This is a genomic window from Actinomadura macra NBRC 14102 (genome assembly GCF_001552215.1).
In the GTDB taxonomy this organism is placed as follows: domain Bacteria; phylum Actinomycetota; class Actinomycetes; order Streptosporangiales; family Streptosporangiaceae; genus Spirillospora; species Spirillospora macra.
On the sequence record NZ_BCQT01000030.1, the window covers coordinates 21,531 to 43,977 of the forward strand.

A 22,447-nucleotide genomic window follows, 5' to 3' on the forward strand; every position below is an offset into this window, starting at 1 on the left:
GACACCGTCGATGGGATGCAATTAACGTACACGGAATCAGATACGATTTTGGAGTACCCACCCCGCTTGAGCGGGCACACTGGGCCTTCGGAGGTTAACGATGCCCCTGGATCCCGAGGCGCAGCGGATCATTGACCGCACCCCCGCCGAGGACCCGAACAGCGCGGCACCGCTCGACGTGGCAACCATGCGCGAGCAGTTCCGCCTGATGTGGACTTTGCCGGAGGAAGACCGGCCGCCCGTTGGCTCCGTCACCGAGACCACGGTCCCGGGACCGGCCGGCGACATTCCCGTCCGCGTCTACAAGCCCGAGGGTGAGGGCCCGTTCCCCGCGTTCGTCTGGTTCCACGGCGGCGGCTGGACGATCGGCAGCCTTGAGGAGAACGAGTTCTCCTGTCGCACCGTCTGTGCCGCCGCGGGAGCCATGGTCGTCTCCGTCGACTACCGGCTCGCCCCGGAGAACCCCTTCCCCGCTGCCGCCGACGACGCCTACGCCGTCGTCTCCTGGGTCGCCGCGCACGGCGCCGAGATCGGCGCCGACCCCGCCCGGATCGCCGTGGGCGGCGAGAGCGCGGGCGGCAACCTCGCCGCGGTGGCCGCCCTCAAGGCCCGCGACCTCGGTGGCCCGGCCCTGGCGCTGCAGGTCCTCGTATCACCCGTCCTCGGGCACCCCGACGACGGGCGCGCGTCCTACAGTGACTACTCGGAGGGATTCTTCCTCTCCAAGTCGAGCATGGACTGGTTCTTCACCACCTACCCCTCCGACGCCCGCGACCTGGACGACCCGTACCTGCTGCCGCTGCGCGCCGAGGACCTGTCCGGCCTGGCGCCGGCGCTCATCCTCGGGGCGGAGTGCGACGTGCTCCGCGACGAGGGCGAGGAGTACGCCAGGCGGCTGGAGGAGGCCGGGGTCGCGACCGAGCTGGTCCGCTACGACGGCATGATCCACGCGTTCTTCGGCCCGCTCGCCACCGAGCTGTCGGTCGCCAAGGACGCGCACGCCCGGACCGCCGCCGCCCTGCGCTCCGCGTTCGGCGGCGAGTGATGACCACTCCGGCCCTTGCCCTGGAGGGTGTCAGCGTCGACCGGGCGGAGGTCCCGGTGATCCACGACGTCACGCTCGACGCCGCCCCGGGCGAGGTCACCGTCATCCTCGGCGCCAACGGCGCCGGCAAGACCACCCTCATGGACGGCATCGCCGGCCTGGCGAAGGTCAGGTCCGGCGCGATCCGGCTGGACGGGACGGCCATCGAGAAGCTCGCCCCCTATCGCAGGGCCAGGGCGGGCCTCGGCTACGTGGAGCAGGCACGTACCACCTTCCGGACGCTGACGGTCGAGCAGAACCTGCTGGTCTCCCAGTCCGGCGGCGGCGAGCTGGCCACCGTGTACAAGCTGTTCCCCGAGCTGGACAAGCGCCGCAACCTGCAGGCCGGCTACCTCTCGGGCGGAGAGCAGCAGATGGTCGTGCTCGGCCGGGCGCTGGTCTCCGAACCGAAGGTGATCCTGATCGACGAAATGTCGCTGGGTCTGGCCCCGATGGTGGTGCGCCGGCTCATGACGACGATCGGCGAGCTCGCCGGCATGGGGATCGCGGTGGTGCTCATCGAGCAGTTCGCGAACCTGGCGCTGGAGGTGGGCACCCGCGCCCACGTGCTGCGCAAGGGCGGTGTCGTGTTCTCCGGGCCGTGCGCCGAACTGCGCGGCGACGACGAGCGGCTGCACCGGCTCTACTTCGGCGGGCCGCCCCTGACCACCGCTGACCGGGACGCCGGCTCGGCAGAGAGCGAGCGGCCATGAACCTCGTCGACAAGCGCGGACTCGGCATCGGGATCGGGCTGGCCGTGCTGGCCTGCGTCGCCCTCCCGGCGGTGCTGTCGCCCTACTGGATCTACCTCGCCATCAGTGCCGTGGTGAGCGCCGTGATCATGCAGAGCTTCGGCGTGATCGTCGGGCGGGTCGGCATCATGTCGCTGTGCCAGATGTCCTTCGCGGCGATCGGCGCGTGGGTCGTCCTGCGGCTGAACGTGGCGGACGCGCCGGGCGGGTTCTTCGTCTGGCTGGTGCTCGGTGGCCTTGCCGCGGTGCCCGTCGGGGTGGCGATCGGGCTGCCGGCCCTGCGCATCCGCGGGGTCAACCTGGCCGTCGTCACCTTCGGCTTCGCGGTCTCGGCCGACATCGTGTGGAACGCCAACCCGTTCCCCGGTGCCAAGGATCTGAAGATGCTGGACCGGCCCGAGCCGTTCGTCACCGACAGTTCCTACTTCGTGTTCGTGGTGATCGTTTTTACCGTGCTGGCCGTCGTGCTGGGCATGATCGCCAAGACCCGGCTCGGCCTGTCGTGGTACGAACTGCGTCACTCCGAGCGGTCCGCCGCCTCACACGGCATCTCGGTCGCCCGCAGCAAGCTCGCCGCCTTCGCGATCAGCGCGTTCATCGCCGGCATCGGGGGCGGTCTGCTGGCCGGGCAGCTGAGCCTGGTGGTGCCGAGCAACTTCGCGATGGGCCAGTCCCTCGCGCTGTTCGCCGTCGCTATCATGATCGGCCCACACCACCCCGAGGGCGCGGTGATGGGCGGGATCTTCGGCGCGATTATGCCGACGATCATGGACAAGGTGTCGCTGCCGCAGGACTTCGGCGGCGTGCTGTTCGGCGTCGGTGCCCTGCTCGCACTGCGCAGCGGTCTCAGCCAGACCGACCTCACCCGGATGCGGAAGCGCGAACGGGGCGCGCGTAAGCTGATAAAGGAGGCGGACGAGGGCAAGCCGGATGAGGGCGCAGAGTCCCTGCCGGTTCCGGTGACGCCACGAGACCCGGGCGACCGGAAGCCCTGCCTGTCGGTGACGGGTCTGACCGTCCGGTTCGGAGAGGTCGTCGCGCTCGACGCCGTCGACCTGATCGTCCCGGAGGGCGCCGTCGTCGGCCTGATCGGGCCCAACGGCGCGGGCAAGTCCACCTTCATCGCCGCCGTGACCGGCTTCGTCACCGGCTACAAGGGAACGGTCGAGCTGACCGGAAAAGGACTGGACAAGCTCGACCCCAGCACCCGGGCCAAGCGCGGCCTGCGCCGCACCTTCCAGACGACGGCCATCGCCCCGGAACTCACCCAGTACGAGTACCTGGCGATCGGAGCCGGCCGCCGGCTGCCCCGCACCGAGGCGGACGAGCTGCTGGAGTTCTTCGGTTGCCCGCCCGGGGAAGTCCCGGTGTCGATCGTCGACGCCGGCACCCGGCGGCTCCTGGACGTGGCGGCCGCCATCGCCGCCCGGCCCAAGGTCGCGCTCCTGGACGAGCCGGCCGCCGGCCAGTCGGCCGCCGAGTCGCTTCGGCTCGGCGCCAGGCTCACCCAGGTGCCCGAGCGGTTCGGGGTGTCGATCCTGCTGGTCGAGCACGACATGGAACTCGTGCAGGCGACCTGCGAGCAGGTGACCGTCCTGGACTTCGGACATGTCATCGCCTCCGGTCCCACCGGTGAGGTCCTCGCGGACCCCGCCGTCCGGGCCGCCTACCTCGGTGCCGCGGACGTCCCGGCGTCCTAACCAGACCCCGCCAGCCATCCCACCCCGCGAAAACAAGGGCCTCTGCCATGAAACTCAGATATCTGTCCGCCGCGGCCGCCACCGTGCTCGCCGTGTCCCTCACCGCCGGCTGTAACTCCTCGGATGGCGGCTCCGATGGGCCGATCAAGGTCGGCTCGATCAACGGCATCACCGGTCTGTTCCAGACGCCGGAGGTCCCGAAGGCCGTCAAGGCGGTCTTCGAGGAGGTCAACGCCGCCGGCGGCATCAACGGCCGCAAGCTGGAGCTGATCAGCAAGGACGACGCGATGGACCCGTCCCGGTCCGGCCAGGCCGCCCGTGAGCTGATCCAGTCCAACGGCGTCGTCGCGCTCGCCGGCTCGTCCAGCGCCGTGGACTGCGGCCTGAACCGCGCCACCTACAGCAAGGAAAAGATCGTCTCGGTTCCGGCGATCGGCGTCGACCCGGCCTGCTTCACCAGCCCGAACATCGCGCCGGTCAACCCCGGCCCGTACGCGCTGACCACGGCGATGCTCTACTACGCGTCCGAGACGCTGAAGCGCGACAAGGTGTGCATCGACTACACCGTCCTGCCCGGCAGCGGCGGCGGCATCGAGGGCGCCATCAAGAAGTGGACGGAGATCACCGGCAAGACGCTCGCCCACAAGAACCTCGCCGTCGGACAGGGCGACCCGACGCGTTACCTGGTCGCGGACAAGAACGCCGGCTGCCAGGCCGTGCTCTACAACGCGACCGTCGGCCCCTGGTTCGCGCAGGCCAAGACGCAGGGCATGCAGAAGGTCGACTTCATCCTGGCGGCCAACAGCTACACCGACGCCAACGCCAAGACGATCCCCGCGGACATGACCGCGTGGGCCGGCACCGAGTGGCAGCCCTACACCGACCCGACCCTGCCGGGCAACGCCCGCTGGGCGAAGATCGTTGAGCAGAACGGCATCCAGAAGACGGCGTTCAGCCAGGGTGCGGTCATGGCGGCGGACATCTTCGTCCAGGTCCTCAAGACCATCAAGGGCGACATCACCCGCGAGTCGGTGACCAAGGCGTTCAAGGAGATGAAGCCGATCAACTACCCGATGGTCGGCACGCCGTACGTGTTCGGGCCGGGCAACGAGCACAACCCGATCCAGGGCAGCCGGTTCGTCAAGGCCGACAAGGGCGGCTGGAAGGTCCTGCCCGGCGGCTTCACCGTCCCGGGCAAGAACTGAGCCTCGTTCGTCCGGGCGCGCGCGGCCTCCGCGCGCGCCCGGCCCCACCCGGAGGAACCCTATGGTGAACTCTGTGATCGCCGGGCTGACCAGCGGCGGCGGTTACGCCCTGCTCGGCCTGTGCGTCGTCCTGACCTACCGGCTGGTCGCCGTCGTCAACTTCGCGATGACGGCCGTCGGCGCGATGGGCGCGTTCGTGATGGTCTCGCTGACCGACGACGGCATGAGCCTCTGGCTCGCCCTGCCGATCGGCGCGCTGTCGGCCGCGCTGCTGTCCGGGCTGCTCGGCGCGGCACTGGTCCGCTGGTTCGCCGGGCACCGGGAGCGGACGAAGGCGGCCGTCACGGTCGCGCTGTTCGTGGCGCTCAGCGCGATCGGCCTGCGGCTGTTCGGGAGCAACTCGACCGGCGCGCACCAGTTCCCGAACCCGTTCGGCGACCCCGTGTTCACCATCGGCAGCGTGGTCGTCCCTCAGTCGGTGCTGGTGTCGCTGGCGTTCGCGGTGCTCATCACGCTCGCGGTCGGCCTGCTGCTCACCCGCACGCGGATCGGGCTGAAGCTGCAGGCGCTGTCGGAGCGGCCGAGCACCGCCGAGGTCGTCGGGATCCCCGCGCCCCGGCTCGCCGTCGGCGTGTGGGCGGGCGTCGGAGCCATCACGATGCTGGTGATCGTGCTGGTCGCGCCGCGGCTCGGCGGCGACTTCGGTGCCCTGTCCGGGCTGATCAGCACCGCGCTGGCCGTCGCGATGGTCGGCGCGTTCCGCAGCCTGCCGCTGACCCTCGTCGGCGGGCTGATCCTCGGATGCCTGGAGGGCCTGTCATCCTCCGTGGACTCCATCCAGAAGTACCAGGGTGTCGTGCCCTTCCTGGTGATCCTCGTGCTCCTGTGGTGGCGCAGCCGCCGCGAGGTCTGGGACACCGCCCACAGCAGATGACGAAACGAGGAGACACCCTATGCCCGATCTGACGTCGACCAGGGCGGCGGTGCTGCGCGAGCACGGCGCCGTCCTGAGCATCGAGGAGCTCCCGCTGCCCGCCGAGGTGGAGCCGGGCGCGGCCGTCGTCCGCGTCGACTGCGCGACGCTGTGCGCGACGGACGTGCACCTGTGGGCCGGTCACATGTCGTTCCCCGACATGCTGCCGATCGTCCTCGGGCACGAGATGATGGGCACGGTGTGCGCCGTAGGGCCGGGGACGCGCGACGCGCTCGGCCGCACCGTCAAGGTGGGCGACCGCATCGGCTGGTCGGAATCGGTGTGCGGGCACTGCTACGGCTGTACCGTCCTGCGCAACCCCGTCGCCTGCGCCGAGCGCGGGTACGGGTTCCTGCAGCGCGCGGACCGTCCCCCGTACGCCACGGGAGGGCTCGCCGGGCACAACTACGTGACGCCGGGCGCGCTGAAAGTCGTCCTGCCCGACGACGTGAAGGACACCTGGGCGGCGGCCGCGGGCTGCGCGGTCAAGACCGTCCTGCACGCGTTCGACCGGGCCGGGGGAGTCCGCCCGGGCTCGGCGGTGGTGGTCCAGGGCGCGGGAGCGCTCGGGATCGTCGCCACCGCCGTCGCGAGCGTCGCCGGTGCCGGCAAGGTCATCACGATCGGCGCGCCGGACGAGCGGCTGGAGCTCGCCCGCGGCTTCGGCGCCGATGTGACCATCGGCCTGGACGGCGACGCCGACGCGCGGCACGCCGCTGTCATGGAGGCCACCGGCGGGCGCGGTGCCGAGCTCGTCCTCGACCTCGCCGGCGCGCCCGGAGTCGGTGCCGAGGCGGTGGGCATGGCCGCGTTCGGCGGCCGGTTCGTGATCGTCGGCAGCACCGGCCCGCAGCCGGAGCAGCTCGTCCTCGGCGCGATCATGGGCAAGGAGCTGAACGTCCTCGGCTCCCTGAACGGCGACGTCGGCGACTACCACCGGTCGATCGAGTTCCTGCGGACGTTCCAGGACCGTTTCGTCTGGGACGACCTCTTCAGCGCGCCGGACGGGCTGGAGGGGGCCTCCGCGGCCCTTGCCGCGATGTCCCGGCTCGAGCAGGTCAAGGCCGTCATCCACCCACACCGATGAGGAACACAGTGTCCACCAGCATTCCCCGCCGCCGTCTCGGCACGGCCGGTCCCGACGCGTCGGTGCTGTCCCTCGGCTCCTGGCACACCTACGACCGGATGGACTTCGGTGACGCCGTCACGATGATCCGGCACGCCGTCGACACCGGTATCAACATGTTCGACGTCGCCGTCTACGGGATGCCCGGTCACCCGCCGGTCTTCACCGACGTGCTGTTCTCGGCGATCGTGCGGGCCGCCGGGATCGCCCGAGAGGACTACCTGCTGTCCACCAAGTTGTGGCTGGAGGGGTACCCCGAGTTCTCCATGCGCGATCAGCTCGCCAACGCCCTGTTCCGGGTGGGCGCCGACCACGCCGACGTCGCCGTGCTCGGCGACATCCGCAGCGACGACCTCGACCTGCGCCGCCTCGCCGAGGAGCTCGCGGAGCTGGAGCGGGAGGGCCTGCTCGGCTGCTGGGGCGTCAACAACTGGTCGGCGACCACGATCCTGGAGATCCGCGAGCACGCCCTGGCCGCGGGTTCGCCCGGCCCGCAGCTCGCGCAACTCAAGTACAGCCCGTGCCGGCGCGCCATCCCCGACGGCGAGCCGTTCGCGGAGGTCTTCGCGGCGGGCGTGTCGATGCAGGCGTCCGACGTCCTGGAGGGCGGCATCCTCGCCGGCAAGTCCGGCTCGTCCCGGCAGATCGGCCGCGACCCGGGCGAGATCCGTCCGCGGATCCAGGACGCCGCCGCCGGCATCGCGGACCTGGCGAAGGAACTGGAAGCGACGCCCGCGCAGCTGTGCATCGCGTTCACTCTCACGCACCCGTCCACGAGCACGGTGCTGTTCGGAGCGACCAGCCTGGAGCAGCTGACCGGCAACATCGCGGCGCTGGACGTCCTGGAGCGCGTCGGCGCCGAACGGCTGCGCTCGCTGATGGAGCCGTTCTGGGTCGACCGCGGCATCGTGAACCCCGAGGGCCCGTAACCGTCCCCTCTCTGGACCATCTCCTCATTGCACGCTCGTCGTCCTCCCACGGTCTCCTGTGGGGGGACGACGCGGTTTCCGCTCCGCCACTCCATCACTTCGCCACCCCGCCGGTCCCCGGTCAGCGCACGGGCGCGCGGTGGCGGTCGAGCGGGACGCCGCCGTCCGCGTCGTACACCCAGCCCCGGTGCCCCCTGCCGGTGACCTCCAGCCGGACCAGAGGACGGTAGCCCTCCGCGTCGATCCCCTCGTATCCGTGCCGCACGATCGAGTGGTAGATGTCCTCCGACACCACGAGCACCAGCGGCGCCTCCGCGCGGCGGAGCGCGTCCTTGGCCTCCGGGCAGTCCAGCAGCCGGAAGGCGATGTCGAGCGCCTCCCCGAAATTGCCGCGGCCGTCGTTGTGGACCTCTCCCGCGTGCACCACCACACGCATCCGGATCCGCCGGTCGCGACCCGGGGCGATCGCCGGCGTCGCATTGTGCTCGGCGAGCAGCGCGGCCAGGATCGGCACCACCGGGTGCAGCAGCAGCGTCTTCGGGACCTCGTCCAGCGGCCGGACGAGGACGAGCGCTCCGTCCCCACGGTCGACGAAGTCCTCCCGGTAGCGCTCCTCGATGCCCGCGCGCAGGAAGGCCTCTTCGAGCAGCCGGTAGAGCGTCCGGCGCAGCTCGGCCTTCACCGGGTCGGTGCGAGTGGTCGAGCCCTCGATGTCCACCGCCAGGATCGCGCGGTAGCGCGGCCGGACCCGCGCGGGATCGACGACCGGGAGGCGCGGGTCCGACGCGTCGACCAGCAAGGGACGCCGGGCCTCCGCCCGCGCCCCCTCCGTCGCCGCGTCGGCCGACCCGTCCGGTCGCGTCGCCGTCTCGTGATTCATCCCCCGCGCCCCTTTCCGCCTTCCCCGCCGTCCGGTCAATTCGAGCCTCACAGTGCCTGGCCGTACCGGCAACCCAGGCGAACCCGGAAAAGGCGCCCGCGTTTTCCCGGGCATTTCCCGCCGCCTTTTCCCATCGGCAAACGCAGCGGAATTCCCGCTGTCACCGGGGTGCGTCCCAGGGACAAGGGGAGAGTGTCCCGGATCGACCCGGACGGGCGGGGCGCCGGTCCCGGACGCCGTGTCCGGCCATGCCCGCATCGATCGGATAACGCCCGCTACCCACAGGTGACGGGGTGCAGGACACTTCGGGTGAGCGTGCGGACGCCCGCCGTGACACCGCCCCTCTCGTCCGGGAAAGCACGGACAGGAGCCCGTGGGTTCCCGGTGGCCGGAGATGCCCGCTGGTCCGAACATGAAGAGGGTGGTCGTGGTGATATCTGGCCCGCGGCGGCGCCGCACGCCGCCGTGGTTCGGCCCCGAGACGAGGCGTGCCTTCCTCACCGGTGTCGCGGTGGCTGCGGTGGCGCTGGCCGCCGGATGGCCGTACTGGCGCGGCCATCCGGTCGCCGCCGCGGTCACGCTCGCGGGCTGCGCCGCCATCGCGGTGGAGGGGGTGCTGCTGGCGACCGGCGGGCGCACCCGGCGTACCGGCCGGCTGTTCGTGTTCGCGTCCTTCGCCTGGGCGCTGAACTGGCTGGCGAGCTGGGACGCCGGGCCGGGGCCAATGGTCTCCCCGTACGCCCAGGCCGAGTTCTACCTCGCGCTCGCCATCGGCGTGCTGCTCTACCCAAGTGGGCGGCTGGAGTACCGCGCCGACCGGATCTGGACCGCCGTGGCGTGCCTGGTGCTGCTGGGCTGTCCGACGGCGCTCTGGGTCACCTCCGAGCCGGAGTGGGCCGCGTTCCGCGGGGAGTCGGTCTGGTGGCCCGCGCTCTATCCCGACCTCGGTGTGTTCAGGGCCGTGCTGTGGGTGTCGACAGTGCTGTACCTGCTCCTCGCCCTGTCGTTCGCGGCCGTGCTGCTGCTCCGGCTGCCGAAGATGGGCCGGATGAAGCGCGTCCTCACCCTGCCGGTGACAGTCGCGCTGGCGTTCGTGGGGATCTCCGCGGCGCTGACCCAGAAGCCGGTCATGGAGGCGTCCATCCCCCTGGACGATCTGCTTGAGGTCTACACGGTGCAGGGCGCGGTGTTCGTGCTCGTCCCGCTCACCCTGCTGGCGTCCGGGGTGCGCGCCCGGATCGGCGAACTGGCGGTCGCGGGCCGGATGCTCCGGTTGACCGCGCCGGTGACGGTGGAGCGCGTCCGCGACGCGCTGCGGGACGTGCTGCACGATCCGTCCCTGCGGCTGTGGTTCTGGGCACCGGAGGAGGGCCTGTACGTCGGCGCCGACGGACGGCCCGCCGCCCTGGAAGCCTCCGCCGGCCCGGGCCGTGGGGGTGAGGGACGGTGGCGGCGGACGGTACTGACCGCCGCCGGCGATCCGCTCGCGGTCGTGGAGTTCGGCAGCTCGCTGCGCGACCACGAGCCGCTCGTCGAGGCCGCGCTCGTCGCCGGCGGTCGGGCGCTGGAGACGGCGCGGCTCCAGGCCGCCGTGCACGCCGGGCTCGAACAGGTCCGCTCGGCGTACGAGCGTCTCGTCCGGGCCGAGACGGTGGAGCGCGAGCGGCTCGCACGCGATCTGCACGACGGCGCGCAGCAGCGGCTGCTCGCCCTCGGCGCGATGCTCGGCACCCTGGAGGCCGTGACGGGCGATGCGGCGGTGAAGGACCACGCGCGCGGCTGCCGCCAGGAGCTGATGGCGGCGCTGGCCGAACTGCGGGCGCTGGCCCGCGAGGTCCGTCCGGCACTGCTCGCCCAGGACGGGCTGGGCCCGGCCCTGGAGGTCGTGGCCGAGCGGATCGGCACCCGGGTCCGGCTGGACGTGCCGCCCGATCGGTACTCCAGGGAGATCGAGTCCACCCTTTACTCCGTCCTCTGCGAAGCCTTGTCGTACGCTGTCGACCGCGCGCAGGCGTCCCGCGTGACCGTGCGTGTACGTTCGGAGGGTGCCCGGCTCGTCGCGGAGGTCAGCGACGACGGCGGCAGCCCGGGCGACCCGGCCGCCGACCTCGCCGGACTGGCCGGCCGGATCCGGGCGCTGCGCGGGCACGTGGAGGTCGCCGGCGATCCCGGCCGCGGCACGACGGTGAGGATGGTCCTGCCATGCGAGTAGCGGTCGCCGAGGACAGCGGGATCTTCCGGCAGGCGCTGGTCACCCTGCTCACCACGGTCGGTATCGAGGTCGCGGTGTCCGCGAGCTCGGGCGAGGAGCTGCTGACCCGGGTCGCCGACGATCCGCCGGACGTGGCGATCGTCGACTTGCACATGCCCCCGACCTACACCAACGAGGGCGTCGTCGCCGCGCGGCGCCTCTTGGAGCGGCATCGCGGGCTCGGCGTGCTCGTCCTGTCGGCCTACAACGAGACCCCGCAGGCGATGGAGCTGTTCCGCGACCAGCCGCGCGGCGTCGGCTACCTGTTGAAGGATCACGTCACCGATGTCGAGAACCTGCGTTCCGCGTTGGAGCGGGTGATGCGGGGCGAGGTCGTCATCGATCCGGACGTGGTGAGCCGGCTGGTGGAGGCACGGCACCGTGAGCAGGAGCTGGCGAAGCTGTCCGACCGGGAGCGGCAGGTTCTGGCGCTGATGGCCGAAGGCCACTCCAACGCCGGGATCGGCCAGCGGTTGCACCTGTCCGCGCGCACCGTCGAAGATCACGTGCGCGCCATCTTCGGCAAGCTCGGGATCAGCTCCTCGGGTGGGCCGCCCGGCCCGCAGCACAGCAACAAGCGCGTGCTGGCGGTGCTGGCCTGGCTGCGGGCGGCCGAGACACGTTGGGACTCGTCCTGAAACGTCCGGATACGTACTGACCTGTTCGTCTCAGCCGTCCCGCGCATCAATCAGGTAACGGGCTCTCCCGTGAACAGGCGCGGTGGGCGAGACTGACGGTGCGAGTCCGGTCGCGTTACGTGACCCGTCGGCGGCCTCCGCCCTCCGCGGGCCTCGACACGGAAGGGGCCCTGGTGAGGTCCGTGCCCGGGCGGTGGATGCCGCCATGGTTCGGCGCGCGGGTGCGCGGCGCCGTCGCCTCGGGCACGGCCGTCGCCGCGGTGGCGCTGGCCTGCGGCTGGCCGTACTGGCGCGACCACCCGGCCGCCGCCGTGATCACGCTGGCGGGCTGCGGCGGCTTCGCCGTCGCGGGCGGTGTGCTGGCCGCCGGGCGGCTTGGCCGCCGAACCGGCTGGCTGTTCACCGCCGCCTCCGCCGCGTGGGCGGTCACGTGGCTCGCGAGTTGGAATTCGGGCGCGGCGCCGCTCGTCTCGGTCTTCGCACAGTCCGCCTTCTACCTCGCCGTCGGGACAGCGGTCCTGCTGTATCCCGTAGGGCGTCTGACCGGTCCCGCCGAGCGGCTCTGGACGGCCGCCGCCGCGCTGGTCCTGGTCGGCGGCCAGGTGCTGCTGTGCCTTACGTCCCGTCCGGAGTGGAACGGATTCGCCCCCTCGGTGATGTGGCCGGGGCCGTTCCCCGACCGCGCCGTCTTCGACGGCTCCTTACGCGTGCTGATCTGCGGGCTGGTCGGCGTTGTCGGTTTCCTCGTGGTCATTCTCGTCCGCCGGTTACCGAGGACGACCCGGCTGGAGCGCACTTTCACCGTCCCGGTCGCGGCCGCCATGGTCGTGGCCGCCGCCGGGGCCGTGGCGAGCCAGGGCTCGATCGTGGGCGCCGACGTTCGGCTGGACGATGTGCTGCGCGTCTACCTCCTCCAGGGCACCTTCGCCATGGTGCTTCCGCTCGCCTTCCTCGCCACCGCGGTGCGCGGGCGGCTCGCGGAGCTGACCGTCGCCGAGCGCATGCAGCGCCTCACCGACCCCGTCTCCGTCGAGCGGGTGCGCGACGCCCTGCGCGGCGTCCTGCGCGACGACACCCTCGACCTGTGGTTCTGGGCGCCGCAGGAGCGGGCCTACGTGGACGTCGCCGGCCGCCGGGTCGAGGCGTCCGGGCCGGCCGAGCCGGGCCGCTGGCGGCACGAAGTGCGGACCTCCGGCGGTGACCGCCTCGCCACCGTCGAGGTCGCCGCCGCACTCCGCGGCCACGGGTCGCTGGTCGAGGCGGCGCTGGTCGCCGGGGGCCGCGCCCTGGAGGCCGCGCAGCTTCAGGCCACCGCCCAGGCCCACCTGGAGCGGGCACGTGCGGCCCGCGAGCGCCTCGTCCGGGTACAGGCCGCCGAGCGGGAGCGGCTCGCCGCCGACCTCCAGAGCAGCGCGCAGCACCGGCTTCGCGTGCTGGAGGCCATGCTGGAGGCGCTGGAGTCGGCCGCCGCGGAGCCGTCCGCCCGTGCGCGGGCCGCCGACTGCCGCCGCGAGCTGGCCGGGGTCGTCGCCGAACTGGACGACCTCGCCCGCGGCGTCCACCCGGCGATCCTGGCCGACGCCGGTCTCGGCCCCGCACTCGAGCTGGTCGCCGCCCGCGCCCCCGTGCCCGTCCGCGTCGAGCTGCCGGCCCGTCGCTTCCCGCCCGAGATCGAGTCGACGCTGTACTTCGCGCTCTGCGAGGCGGTCGCGAACGCCGTCAAGCACGCCCGCGCGCGCTCCATCGACCTTCAGGTCCGCGCCGGCCCGGAACAGATCGTCGCCCGGGTCCGCGACGACGGTGTCGGCGCCGCAGCGCCCGCACCCGGCGGTGGGCTCGCCGGCCTCACCGACCGTGTCCGCGCCCTCCGCGGCCACGTGGACATCCAGAGCCCGCCCGCCGCCGGCACGACGCTGACCATCACCCTCCCGGCGGAGTGACCCGCGGCTGTCCGGCACCGGCCTGCCGGCCTGGCCCGGCGGGACGCGCGGACACCGCGCGACGCGGGATGCTCGGGGCTCGGGAAGGTGATGCGATCCGTGGAGGGGCCATGCCGGGGGACGAGGCGCTGGAGGGCCGGGACGCCGCGGGGGAGCAGGCCGTGGAACCGTACGGCGAGGACGACGGCTCGGTCGAGGTGAGCGGGCCGGAGGGGCCGCCGCGCCGGCTGCGGCCGGGCGACCGGCTGACGTTCGGTCGCGGCCCCGAGGTCGACCTGGCGTTCGGTGAGAACAACCGCTGGATGTCGCGACGCGTCGGTGAGATCGCGGTGGAGGCGGACGGCGTGCGCATCGTCAACCTCAGTGCCAAACACGTGCTGGTGGTGGAGACCGGGATCGTGGGCGAGGATCCCGGACCGGTCCGCCCCGAGCCGGTCCGGCTGCGGCCCCGGCTGCCCGGCGACCCGTCCGAGGCGTGCCTGCTGTCGGCGGGCAGCGCGCTGGTGGGGTCGGCGCTCATGCTCCGGGAGAGGCGGGCGGTCCATGTGCGGCTGCCCGAGCGGGGACCCGGCGGGGAGCCCGCCCTCCCGCCAGGACGCGCGAGCTTGTCGAGCACCGTGGCCGGGATCACGATGAACCCCGAGAAGCGCGAGTTCATGGTGGCGCTGCTGCTGTGTGCACCGTGGTTGCGGGACACGTCCCGGTTGGCCAGGCTCCCGTCGGTCCCGGAGATCGGCCTGCGGGCGCTGGAGGTCGTCGGGGCGGCCTACCCGCTGCGGGTGGTCGGCAGGGATCCCCGGTTGCGGGACCGGCTCACCGGCAAGGTCAACGATCATCTGAAGGCGCTGCGCAGGAAGCTGGTGGCTCGGACGCTGCTGCCCTCCGAGGGGACGGTCGGGCACACCGCCATCGCCACCGCGCTCATCCACTACGACATCCTCGGAACCCGTCACCTCGCGCTGTTCGAGGACCGGTACTGGCTGGACGTCCAGGCCAACCACTGGACCTACTGCCTGGACGATGCGTCAAGTCCCTGATCGGGGAGCAGACGCCGGGCTCCCGCCCCCCGGATGCTGAGGAGCATCGCACCCGGTGAACCAGCAGGAGGACACGATGTTCTGGAGACCACGGATCCGCCGGCCGCGGGCGGCGGCGACCGTCGTGGCGATCGACCTCATCACCCGCCTCGGCCTCATCGCGGCCGCCGTCGCCATGGCCCTCGGCGCGGACGACGCCGCCTTCCCGCTCGGCCACGGGTACTGGATCGTGGCCGCGCTGAGCGCGGTGCCGCGAGCCGGTGTCGTCGTCCACGTCGACCGCGGGTCAGCGGGCCACTGAACCCCCGGCCGGGTGTCCGCCGCACGCGGGCGCCCGGCCGTCTTGTTCAGCGCCGGAGCCGCCGCAGGGTGAGGAACGCCGCGGCGCACCCCTGGGCGGCGAGGACGAGGACGCAGAGCGTCCAGGTACCCGCACCGTGCCGCCACAGCGTGTCCGGAGAGGCGGCGCCCCGCCCGAGATCGACCGTCACGGCGAGCGCCGCGAACCCCCAGCGCGCGGGCACGAGCACGGCGGGGCCGGCGAGCAGCGGCTCGCCTGCCAGCGGGACGAGCCCGCCGCACAGCGGCAGCTGGAGTGCCGTCGCGGCCGTGACGGCGGGCAGCGCCCATTCGGGACCGGGAACGTACACCGCGACCGCCATGCCGAGCAGAGTGCATGCCAGCGCGGTGACGGCCAGCGCGACGGCGATCTCCACAGTCGGCAGGCCGAGCAGTACGGACCCGGACGGTCCCGGCCGCAGGGCCCGCAGCAGGAACACGGCGAGGACCGCCTGTGCCGCCGCCAGGCCACCGGATACGGCGACCTTGGCCAGCAGGTACGACTCGGGCAGCAGCCCGGCCGCTCGCTCCTGCCCGTACAAGAGGCGTTCTGTGGCGAGGTCACGCGCCGCGGGCAGCGCGGCCGCCGCCGCGACGCCGACCACGAGCACGACCAGGACACGGCGGGCTCCGGCACCGGGGACGGCCAGCCCGGAGTCGTCGGCGACGGCCAGTGCGAGCAGTACCAGCAGCGGCACCACGAGTGCCATCAGTGCCGTTGCGGCGGGGTCGGCGGCCATCAGCCGGAGCCGGCGTCGCATGAGGACCCGCGCGTCGCGCAGGGCACGGCGGCGGACGGCCGGATCGCGCACCACGGCGCCGGCAGGGGTCGCCGCCGGAGGGGGCGGCGGGGCGGCGGGCACCTCCGCGATCAGGTCGGACCGGGCCTCGGCGACCGTCGCCAACCCCTCGAAGACGTCGGCCCAGGCGGTGGAGACGAACCGGTGGCGCAGCCCCGACGGCGGGCCGTGGTAGGCCTCCTGCGCGCCGGGCGCCAGCACCAGCACCGAGTCGCAGCCGTCCAGCCCACCGGGCTCCCGGGTGGCCAGCACGACCTGCCGGCCGGTGTCGGCGAGCCCGCGCAGAAGCCGCGTCATCTCGCGGGCGCGGCCGGGGTCCAGTCCCGCGAGCGGCTCGTCCACCAGCAGCAGCGACGGATCGGTGATCAGCTCGCAGGCGATCCCGAGCCGCCGGCGCCGATCCTCGTCCAGCGCCGACACCCGCCGGTCCGCGACGTCCTCCAGCCCGGTCTCGGCGAGCGCGGAGCGCACCGCCGCCGCCCGCTCCGCGCGGCCGACGTCGCGTGGCCTTCGCAACTCGGCCGTGTAGGACACCGATTGCCGCACGGTGAGCCGCGGATGGCCGGCGGCCTCGTGCGGCACGTAGCCGATCCGGGTACGGACCTCGGCGTTGGCGTGCACGTCCTGGCTCTCGTAGCGGACGCGTCCCGCCGGTGGCCGCCGCCGCCCCGCGAGCTGGCGCAGAAGGGTGGACTTCCCGCATCCGGACGGGCCGACGACCGCCAGCAGCGACGCGCCGGTCAGCCGCAACGTCAGCGTGGGGGCGAGCGGTTCGCCGTGCGCCGCCGGGAGCACGGCGAGGCCGGCCGCCTCCAGTCCGGCGCCGGCGGCCCGGGGCAGGAAATGCAGCCGGTCGGCGATCCGCACGAGCCGGGTCCGCCCGCAGGTCAGCACGTCCCCGTCGCGCAATGTTGCGCGGGTCGCACAGTCGCCGTTGACGAACGTCAGATTCGCGCTGCCGAGGTCCTGCACGACATGCCCGCGCGGCCCGAGGACGATCCGCGCGTGCTCGCGGGAGACCAGCGGGTCGTCCAGCACGAGGGTGTTGCCCGTGCCGCGCCCGATCGTCAGGTGCCGACCGAGGGGGACGGGTTCGCGGGCCGGGTGCGCGTCGAGGGCACCGGTGGCCGAGCGGTCCTCGGCGGGGACCGCGACCAGTTCGACGAGCGGGCCGTCCAGCGGGTCGCCGAGCCGGACGGCGAGCCCGGCACCGACCGGCCGCGCGGTGACCGGCGCGTCCTCGTGCCAGGTCCCGTTCACGGTATCGAGGTCGCGGACCACCCAGCCGTCGTCGTGACGGAGCTCCAGGTGCCGCCGGGAAACGCGGGCGTCGACGAGGACGACGTCGCACTCGGCGCCACGGCCGACCAGCACCCGGTCACCCGGGACGAAGGCGCGGGTCCGCCCTCCGGCACGCACGGTGAGGTGCCCCGGACGGGCGGCGGGCTCGCTCACTGGCCCGTGAGTTCCGGGCTCGGCGAGTCGGTGGAGGGCGGCAGGTAGCCTGCGGCGGCGACGAGTTGAGCGTCGCCGAGGACGAGCGATCCGCCGGCGCAGCGGGAGGCGTCGCCTCCGCTGAACGTCCAGCGGAGGGTGAGCCGCAGGACGCCGCGGACGTCGACGTCCAGGTCCTTGGACTTGCCGAGCGTGGTGGTGATCGACTTCAGCTTGCGAGCGTCGCCGTAGAACTCGACGGTCACCTGCGTCTTGGCGGCGGCCGAGTTGTCGTCGACACCGGCCAGTCCCTGCAGCCGGGTGTAGTGCTGACCGAGGTCGTACTCGACGCTGCCGGTCTCGTTGCCGCAGGGCGAGCCCTCGACGCCGATGGCGTGTAACTGGGCGTGGCCCGACAGCCGGTAGCCTGCCGCCTCGGTGCCGGTGGTGATGTCGTCCCCCACACTCGGCTCAAGGTCGGCGAGGTACTGGATGGCCTGCCGCGAGGAGACGGTGAGCTGCAACGTGGCCGGCAGGTCGGAGCCCGGCTTGGGGTCCTGGGAGAGCACCACACCGTCCGGGGAGCCGGAGGGCGCGGGCTCACGGCGGATCTGCACGCCGACCGAGGGCGGCAGCAGTGCCCGCGCCTGCGCCTCGGGCAGGCCGGTGAGGTCGGGGACCTGGTTCGGGCCGTAGGAGGGCCGCGCGCTGCTCGTCCCGGCACTCGGCGCGGGGGAGTACTCCCCCGACCGCACGGGGGAGGGCCCCGGCGCGGCGACGCGCTGCCCGGAGTCCGGGGAGCGGGTCGCGACGTACCCTCCGGCGGCGACCGCGCAGAGCACGGCGACACAGGCGGCGGCGATACCGAGGACACGTCCGCGGCGAGTGCGCGCGGCCGGCTCCGCCGCACCCCCGCCGTCGCGCTGCGGGGCCCCCGGCATCGACAGCGCGGTGTCGGCCCCGTGCAGGACGGCGACCGGTTCGGGAGGCTCGGTCAGCGTTTCCGCGGCTGGGACACGGTGGAGGTCGCGGGCCAGCGCCTCCAGCAGGATCGCGACCCGGCCGGCCGGGCCGGGACGGGCCTCGGGGTCCTTGGCGAGCAGCGCCTCGATCAGGGTCCACAGCGCGTCCGGGATGCCCGGCGGGCGGCCCGGCGCGCTGGTCCCGTGCCGTTGCAGGACGACCAGCATGGAGTCGGCGGCGAAGGGAGTCACCCCGCAGCACATCTCGTAGAGCATGATCCCGAGGGCGTACAGGTCGGTGGCCGGGGTGGGCGGCCGGCCGTCGGCGAGTTCGGGCGCGATGTAGGGCGCGGTGCCGACGAGCATGGTCGACTTGCTGCCGGTCTGCTCGGCGATGCGCGCGATGCCGAAGTCGGTCAGCCGAACGGAGGGCGGCGTGCGGTGGGTGTCAAGGAGCACGTTCTCGGGCTTGATGTCACGGTGGACGACGCCCGCCTCGTGGATGGCGGCCAGCGCGGACGCGGTCTCCGCCGCGACGTTGCAGGCGTCGCCGGGTCGCATCGCACCGTGCTCGTTCAGCGGCCTGCGCAGGTCCGATCCGGTGACCAGGTCCATCACGATGGCGAGGGTGTCGCCCTCGACGACCAGGTCGTGCACGCGCACCAGGTGCGGGTGCACGACGTCGGTCAGGATCGCGCCCTCGCGCAGGAATCGGTTCACGGTGTCCCGGTCGCGTGCGAGGGTGTCGTGGAGGACCTTGAAGGCGAGTGCCTCGCCCTCGTGGGAACGTCCGCGCCACACCTCACCGGTGGCGCCGCGCCCGAGGACCTCTTCGAGGATGTATTTGCTGCCCAGGGGGCGTTCCACTACGGACTCCTAGAAATGCCGGTGCCGAAAGGCAGAGAACCCGGCAATCCTTCCACCGTCTGTTTTCGCTGGCCGTGTTTACAGGCCTGAGCTCCTCGCATGACCGCCTGCGGCCATCGACCCGGGACAATAAGGGGCGCATTCCTATATAAGTCGGACATCCTGCGGATTTGCGAATGCAGGAAATCGAAGAAGATCCTTTTGGGTGGGAGGCGCCCGCCGTTCCGGCGCCTCCCACCCCAAGGGCCGTCAGCTGATGTCGCGGCGGCGGAAGGCGAGGAGGCCGGCCGCGGCGAGGGCCAGCGCCAGCGCGGTGAGGGAGAGGAGGGGCAGCGCGGAGAACCCGCCGCCCGGGAGCTTCGGCGTGTGGGTGAACGGCGAGACGTCCAGGACCGCCTGCGGCAGGTTCAGCACCGGCCCCACCTGCCCGAGCATCACGCAGACGGTGAGCACACCCCAGCCGGCCTGCGTGGCGCGGGGGAGCAGGCCGAACAGCAGCACGGTCGCCGCCGCGATCACCCACACCGCGGGGAGCTGCGCGAGCGCCGCGCCGAAGACGCGGGGGAGCTGCCCGCCGAGATCGTCCGAGCGCACGCCGTGCACCAGCCCGACGGCGATGCCGGTCAGGGTGAGGACGACCGCCGTGCCCGCGACGGTGACGGCGAGCTGGGCCAGCGCCCAGCGCACCCGCCCGACCGCGGTCGCCAGCACCGGTTCGAGCCGCTGGGCCGTCTCCTCCCCGCGCAGCCTGAGCACGCCCTGAACCGCGTAGACGGCGGCGAGCAGCGCCATCAGGCCCATCGCCGTGGTGAGGAATGCGTCCGTGATGTCCTGCTGCCCGCCCATCTCCCGGATGCTCTTGGCAGTGGAGTCGCTGTCGCCGACCAGGTCGCCCACCCCGTCCGCGACGCCGCCGATGGCCAGTCCGTAGACGAAGAAGCCGCCCGCCCAGCCGGCGAGCGTACCCCGCTGCAGCCGCCACGCCAGCGCGAAGGGACCGTGCAGGGACGGGGCGGCGCGCTTCGGGCCGAGGGAGGGAGCGAGGATCCCCGCGCCGAGGTCGCGCCGCTCGGTCAGCGCGTACGCGGCGGTGGCCAGCAGTGCGAACGTCAAGAGCGGCAGGAGCAGCACGGCCCAGTGGTCACCCGCGAACGGCCGCACCCGCTGGGCCCAGCCGATCGGCGACAGCCACGACACCCAGCCCGCCGAGCCGACATCGCCCACCGCACGCAGCAGGAAGCTCGTCCCGAGGACGGCGAACGCCAGCCCGTTGGCCAGCCGGGACGTCTCGGCGAGCTGCGAGGTGACGGCCGCGACGCCCGCGAACACCAGCCCCGACACGAGCCAGGACAGGGCGAAGGCGACCGCGCCGTCCACCGGCGCTCCGAAGGCGACCATCACGAGCGCCGCCAGTACGGCCAGGGTGGCGCCGGCAGCGCCGGCGACGAGCAGGGCGGCCGTCAGCGGTGCGCGGCGACCGAGAACGCCGGCGCCGACCAGCTCCAGCCGCCCGCTCTCCTCCTCGGCGCGGGAGTGCCGCACCACGAGCAGGATGCACATGACGCCGACCATCGCGGTGCCGGTCGCGCCGACGCGCCAGGCGGCCATGCCGCCCACGGTGTGGTCGTTGAGGACCGGCCCGTACAGGGCCTTAGCCGAGGGGTTGTCGTTGATGCCACGCGCGAACTTCTCCAGCGACCCCGGCTCGTCGTAGCCGGTCTTGAAGCCGTAGACGGTGCTGGCGACCAGGGCGGTGAGCGCGTAGATCCAGGACGGCATCATGATCCGGTCACGGCGGAGCCAGATCTTCAGCAGCAGCCCGGTCCCGGCCAGCCGCCCGGGCCGCGCGGCCGGGAGCGAGGTGGTCGTGACGGCGGTCATGACACCTCCGCGGAGGTCAGCTCGTCCTGGTAGTGGCGCAGGAACAGCTCCTCCAGCGTGGGCGGGCGGCTGGTCAGGTTCCGCACGCCCGCCGGGGTGAGCCGCTCCAGCAGCGTCCCGAGCCGATCGGTGTCGACCTCGCAGCGGATCTGTACTCCCTGCCCGTCCAGGCGGCGGACGTCGAGGTCCTGGACGCCGGGCAGCCGGTTCAGGTCGCCGGGGTCGGCGGCCAGTTCGGCGGTGATCGCCGTGCGGGTCAGGTGCCGCAGCTCGTCGAGCGTGCCGGTCTCCGCGGTCCGGCCCTTGCGGATGATGGTGACGCGGTCGCAGAGCGCCTCGACCTCGCTGAGAATGTGGCTGGACAGCAGCACCGTCCGGCCGGCGCGGCGCTCCTCCTCGACGCACTCGCGGAACATCTCCTCCATGAGCGGATCCAGGCCGGAGGTGGGTTCGTCGAGGATGAGCAACTCGGCGTCGGAGGCGAACGCGGCGACGAGCGCGACCTTCTGGCGATTGCCCTTGGAGTAGGCGCGACCCTTCTTCCTCGGGTCGAGGTCGAAGCGTTCGAGCAGTTCCTCGCGGCGGTTCTCGTCGAGGCCGCCGCGCAGGCGCCCGAGCAGATCGATGACCTCCCCACCGGACAGGTTGGGCCATAGGGTGACGTCGCCGGGGACGTACGCCAGACGGCGGTGCAGGGCGGTCGCGTCGTGCCAGGGGTCTCCGCCGAGGAGCCGCGCGGTTCCGGCGTCCGCGCGCATGAGCCCGAGCAGGACGCGTATCGTGGTGGATTTCCCGGCCCCGTTGGGCCCCAGGAAGCCGTGCACCTCACCCGCCCGGACCGTCAGGTCCAGGCCGTCGAGCGCACGGGTGGGGCCGAAGGTCTTGACCAGGCCGGTGGCCTGGATCGCCTCAGTCATCGTCATCTCCCTCGGCGGCGGGGGCCGCCTCGTACATGTCCAGCCCGGCGTGACCGCGGGCCACGATCTCCCGGCTCAGCAGCCGGTCGTCGAACACCTCAAGGACGGCGCGGCGGAGCCGCGGCGACCCCTCGGCGGTGAGCGTGTCGGTGTCGAGCACCCGGGACAGGTGCTCGTGCAGCACCACGACGCCGGCGGTCATCGCCGCCACGGCCGCCGAGTAGGCGCGCAGGTCGCGCGTGGCGGGCTCGGAGACGCCGGTCGGCGGCGCCTTGAGGTACCGCTCCGTGAGGTCCACCATGTCGTCGAACAGCTGCGCGGCCGCGGGCGAGCCGTCGACGAGCGCACGGGCGAGGTAGCGGCGGACGGGCAGGTCGGCCCGCATCGCCGCCGCCAGGAACCCCGGATCGCCGGCCTCGTCCGTCGTCGACCGGGTGCTGTTGCTGCGGACGACGTCGAGCGCGTAGGCGTCGCACGCCTGGCGCAGCGCGTCCTTGGACCCGAAATGGTGCTGGACGAGGCCCACCGATACGCCGGCGGCCTCGGCGATGCCCCGGAAGGTCGCCCCTTTAATACCGTGCTGGGCGAACTGTAGGAGCGCCGCGTCCCTGATGCGGGACCGGGCCGTCAGATCCTCGGGTGCCGGGGTCCTGCCCCGACTGGTCGATGCCATGATCACCTCGGTCCAATACGCTTGTATGGCTTCCAATATGCTCGTATACCATACACATG

General features: G+C 72.7%; 18 protein-coding genes. 12 read left to right on the forward strand and 6 right to left on the reverse strand.

The features are described from left to right. The first annotated feature begins 100 nt into the window (after window positions 1-100). The 7 genes from lipP1 (at window position 101) to AMA02S_RS37650 (ending at window position 7,769) form a co-directional block, all read left to right on the forward strand. Window positions 101-1,045: a LipP1 family hormone-sensitive lipase gene (gene lipP1 / locus AMA02S_RS37620; protein WP_067469128.1), complete on the forward strand. Its 945-nt coding sequence runs from the start codon at window positions 101-103 to the stop codon at window positions 1,043-1,045. Beyond that, a complete protein-coding gene (locus tag AMA02S_RS37625) occupies window positions 1,045-1,797 on the forward strand; it encodes an ABC transporter ATP-binding protein (RefSeq protein ID WP_067469131.1) in 753 nt (250 codons plus the stop codon). Before lipP1 ends, AMA02S_RS37625 begins: the two co-directional genes overlap by 1 nt. Then, entirely contained in the window at window positions 1,794-3,536 is a 1,743-nt protein-coding gene (locus tag AMA02S_RS37630) for a branched-chain amino acid ABC transporter ATP-binding protein/permease (protein WP_084266009.1), read from the forward strand. Before AMA02S_RS37625 ends, AMA02S_RS37630 begins: the two co-directional genes overlap by 4 nt. Before the next feature lie 47 nt (window positions 3,537-3,583). Further along, a complete protein-coding gene (locus tag AMA02S_RS37635; protein WP_067469134.1) occupies window positions 3,584-4,741 on the forward strand; it encodes an ABC transporter substrate-binding protein in 1,158 nt (385 codons plus the stop codon). 61 nt (window positions 4,742-4,802) lie between these two features. After that, the gene (locus tag AMA02S_RS37640; protein WP_067469137.1) at window positions 4,803-5,675 is read left to right on the forward strand and encodes a branched-chain amino acid ABC transporter permease; all 873 of its coding nucleotides are present in this window, start codon (window positions 4,803-4,805) and stop codon (window positions 5,673-5,675) included. A gap of 19 nt (window positions 5,676-5,694) precedes the next feature. Beyond that, complete coding sequence (locus AMA02S_RS37645; protein WP_067469140.1) at window positions 5,695-6,801, forward strand: zinc-binding dehydrogenase; 1,107 nt, start codon at window positions 5,695-5,697, stop codon at window positions 6,799-6,801. Between the two features lie 8 nt (window positions 6,802-6,809). Next, on the forward strand, window positions 6,810-7,769 hold the full coding sequence (locus AMA02S_RS37650) for an aldo/keto reductase (protein ID WP_245668012.1): 960 nt from the start codon (window positions 6,810-6,812) through the stop codon (window positions 7,767-7,769). A 121-nt stretch (window positions 7,770-7,890) separates the two neighbouring features. On the opposite strand, the gene AMA02S_RS37655 is transcribed toward AMA02S_RS37650, so the two are convergent. Beyond that, on the reverse strand, window positions 7,891-8,649 hold the full coding sequence (locus tag AMA02S_RS37655) for a nucleotidyl cyclase domain-containing protein (RefSeq protein WP_157431091.1): 759 nt from the start codon (window positions 8,647-8,649) through the stop codon (window positions 7,891-7,893). A gap of 412 nt (window positions 8,650-9,061) precedes the next feature. Here AMA02S_RS37655 and AMA02S_RS37660 point away from each other — a divergent pair, with 412 nt between their 5' ends. The 5 genes from AMA02S_RS37660 (at window position 9,062) to AMA02S_RS37680 (ending at window position 14,816) form a co-directional block, all read left to right on the forward strand. Beyond that, entirely contained in the window at window positions 9,062-10,861 is a 1,800-nt protein-coding gene (locus tag AMA02S_RS37660) for a sensor histidine kinase (protein ID WP_169806962.1), read from the forward strand. Beyond that, on the forward strand, window positions 10,852-11,538 hold the full coding sequence (locus AMA02S_RS37665; protein ID WP_067469151.1) for a response regulator transcription factor: 687 nt from the start codon (window positions 10,852-10,854) through the stop codon (window positions 11,536-11,538). The genes AMA02S_RS37660 and AMA02S_RS37665 overlap by 10 nt, the downstream gene beginning before the upstream one ends. A gap of 173 nt (window positions 11,539-11,711) precedes the next feature. Beyond that, window positions 11,712-13,478, forward strand: a complete 1,767-nt coding sequence (locus AMA02S_RS37670) for a sensor histidine kinase (protein ID WP_157431093.1) — start codon at window positions 11,712-11,714, stop codon at window positions 13,476-13,478. Between the two features lie 110 nt (window positions 13,479-13,588). Next, entirely contained in the window at window positions 13,589-14,515 is a 927-nt protein-coding gene (locus AMA02S_RS37675) for an FHA domain-containing protein (RefSeq protein WP_067469157.1), read from the forward strand. Between the two features lie 55 nt (window positions 14,516-14,570). After that, window positions 14,571-14,816 carry a hypothetical protein gene (locus tag AMA02S_RS37680; RefSeq protein WP_067469160.1) on the forward strand — a complete coding sequence of 82 codons (246 nt, stop codon included), beginning with the start codon at window positions 14,571-14,573 and terminating at the stop codon, window positions 14,814-14,816. A gap of 46 nt (window positions 14,817-14,862) precedes the next feature. Here the strand turns inward: AMA02S_RS37680 and AMA02S_RS37685 are convergent, their stop codons facing one another. The 5 genes from AMA02S_RS37685 to AMA02S_RS37705 all read right to left on the reverse strand — a co-directional run bounded on the left by AMA02S_RS37685 (window position 14,863) and on the right by AMA02S_RS37705 (window position 22,388). After that, window positions 14,863-17,109 carry an FHA domain-containing protein gene (locus tag AMA02S_RS37685; protein ID WP_067469163.1) on the reverse strand — a complete coding sequence of 749 codons (2,247 nt, stop codon included), beginning with the start codon at window positions 17,107-17,109 and terminating at the stop codon, window positions 14,863-14,865. After that, on the reverse strand, window positions 17,106-18,917 hold the full coding sequence (locus AMA02S_RS37690) for a protein kinase domain-containing protein (protein WP_067469166.1): 1,812 nt from the start codon (window positions 18,915-18,917) through the stop codon (window positions 17,106-17,108). Before AMA02S_RS37690 ends, AMA02S_RS37685 begins: the two co-directional genes overlap by 4 nt. Before the next feature lie 249 nt (window positions 18,918-19,166). Then, window positions 19,167-20,798: an ABC transporter permease gene (locus AMA02S_RS37695; RefSeq protein WP_067469169.1), complete on the reverse strand. Its 1,632-nt coding sequence runs from the start codon at window positions 20,796-20,798 to the stop codon at window positions 19,167-19,169. Then, window positions 20,795-21,715 carry an ABC transporter ATP-binding protein gene (locus AMA02S_RS37700; RefSeq protein ID WP_067469172.1) on the reverse strand — a complete coding sequence of 307 codons (921 nt, stop codon included), beginning with the start codon at window positions 21,713-21,715 and terminating at the stop codon, window positions 20,795-20,797. The genes AMA02S_RS37695 and AMA02S_RS37700 overlap by 4 nt, the downstream gene beginning before the upstream one ends. Next, window positions 21,708-22,388 (reverse strand): TetR/AcrR family transcriptional regulator, encoded by a 681-nt coding sequence (locus AMA02S_RS37705; RefSeq protein WP_067469175.1) that lies wholly within the window; start codon window positions 22,386-22,388, stop codon window positions 21,708-21,710. The genes AMA02S_RS37700 and AMA02S_RS37705 overlap by 8 nt, the downstream gene beginning before the upstream one ends. Between the last annotated feature and the right edge of the window lie 59 nt (window positions 22,389-22,447).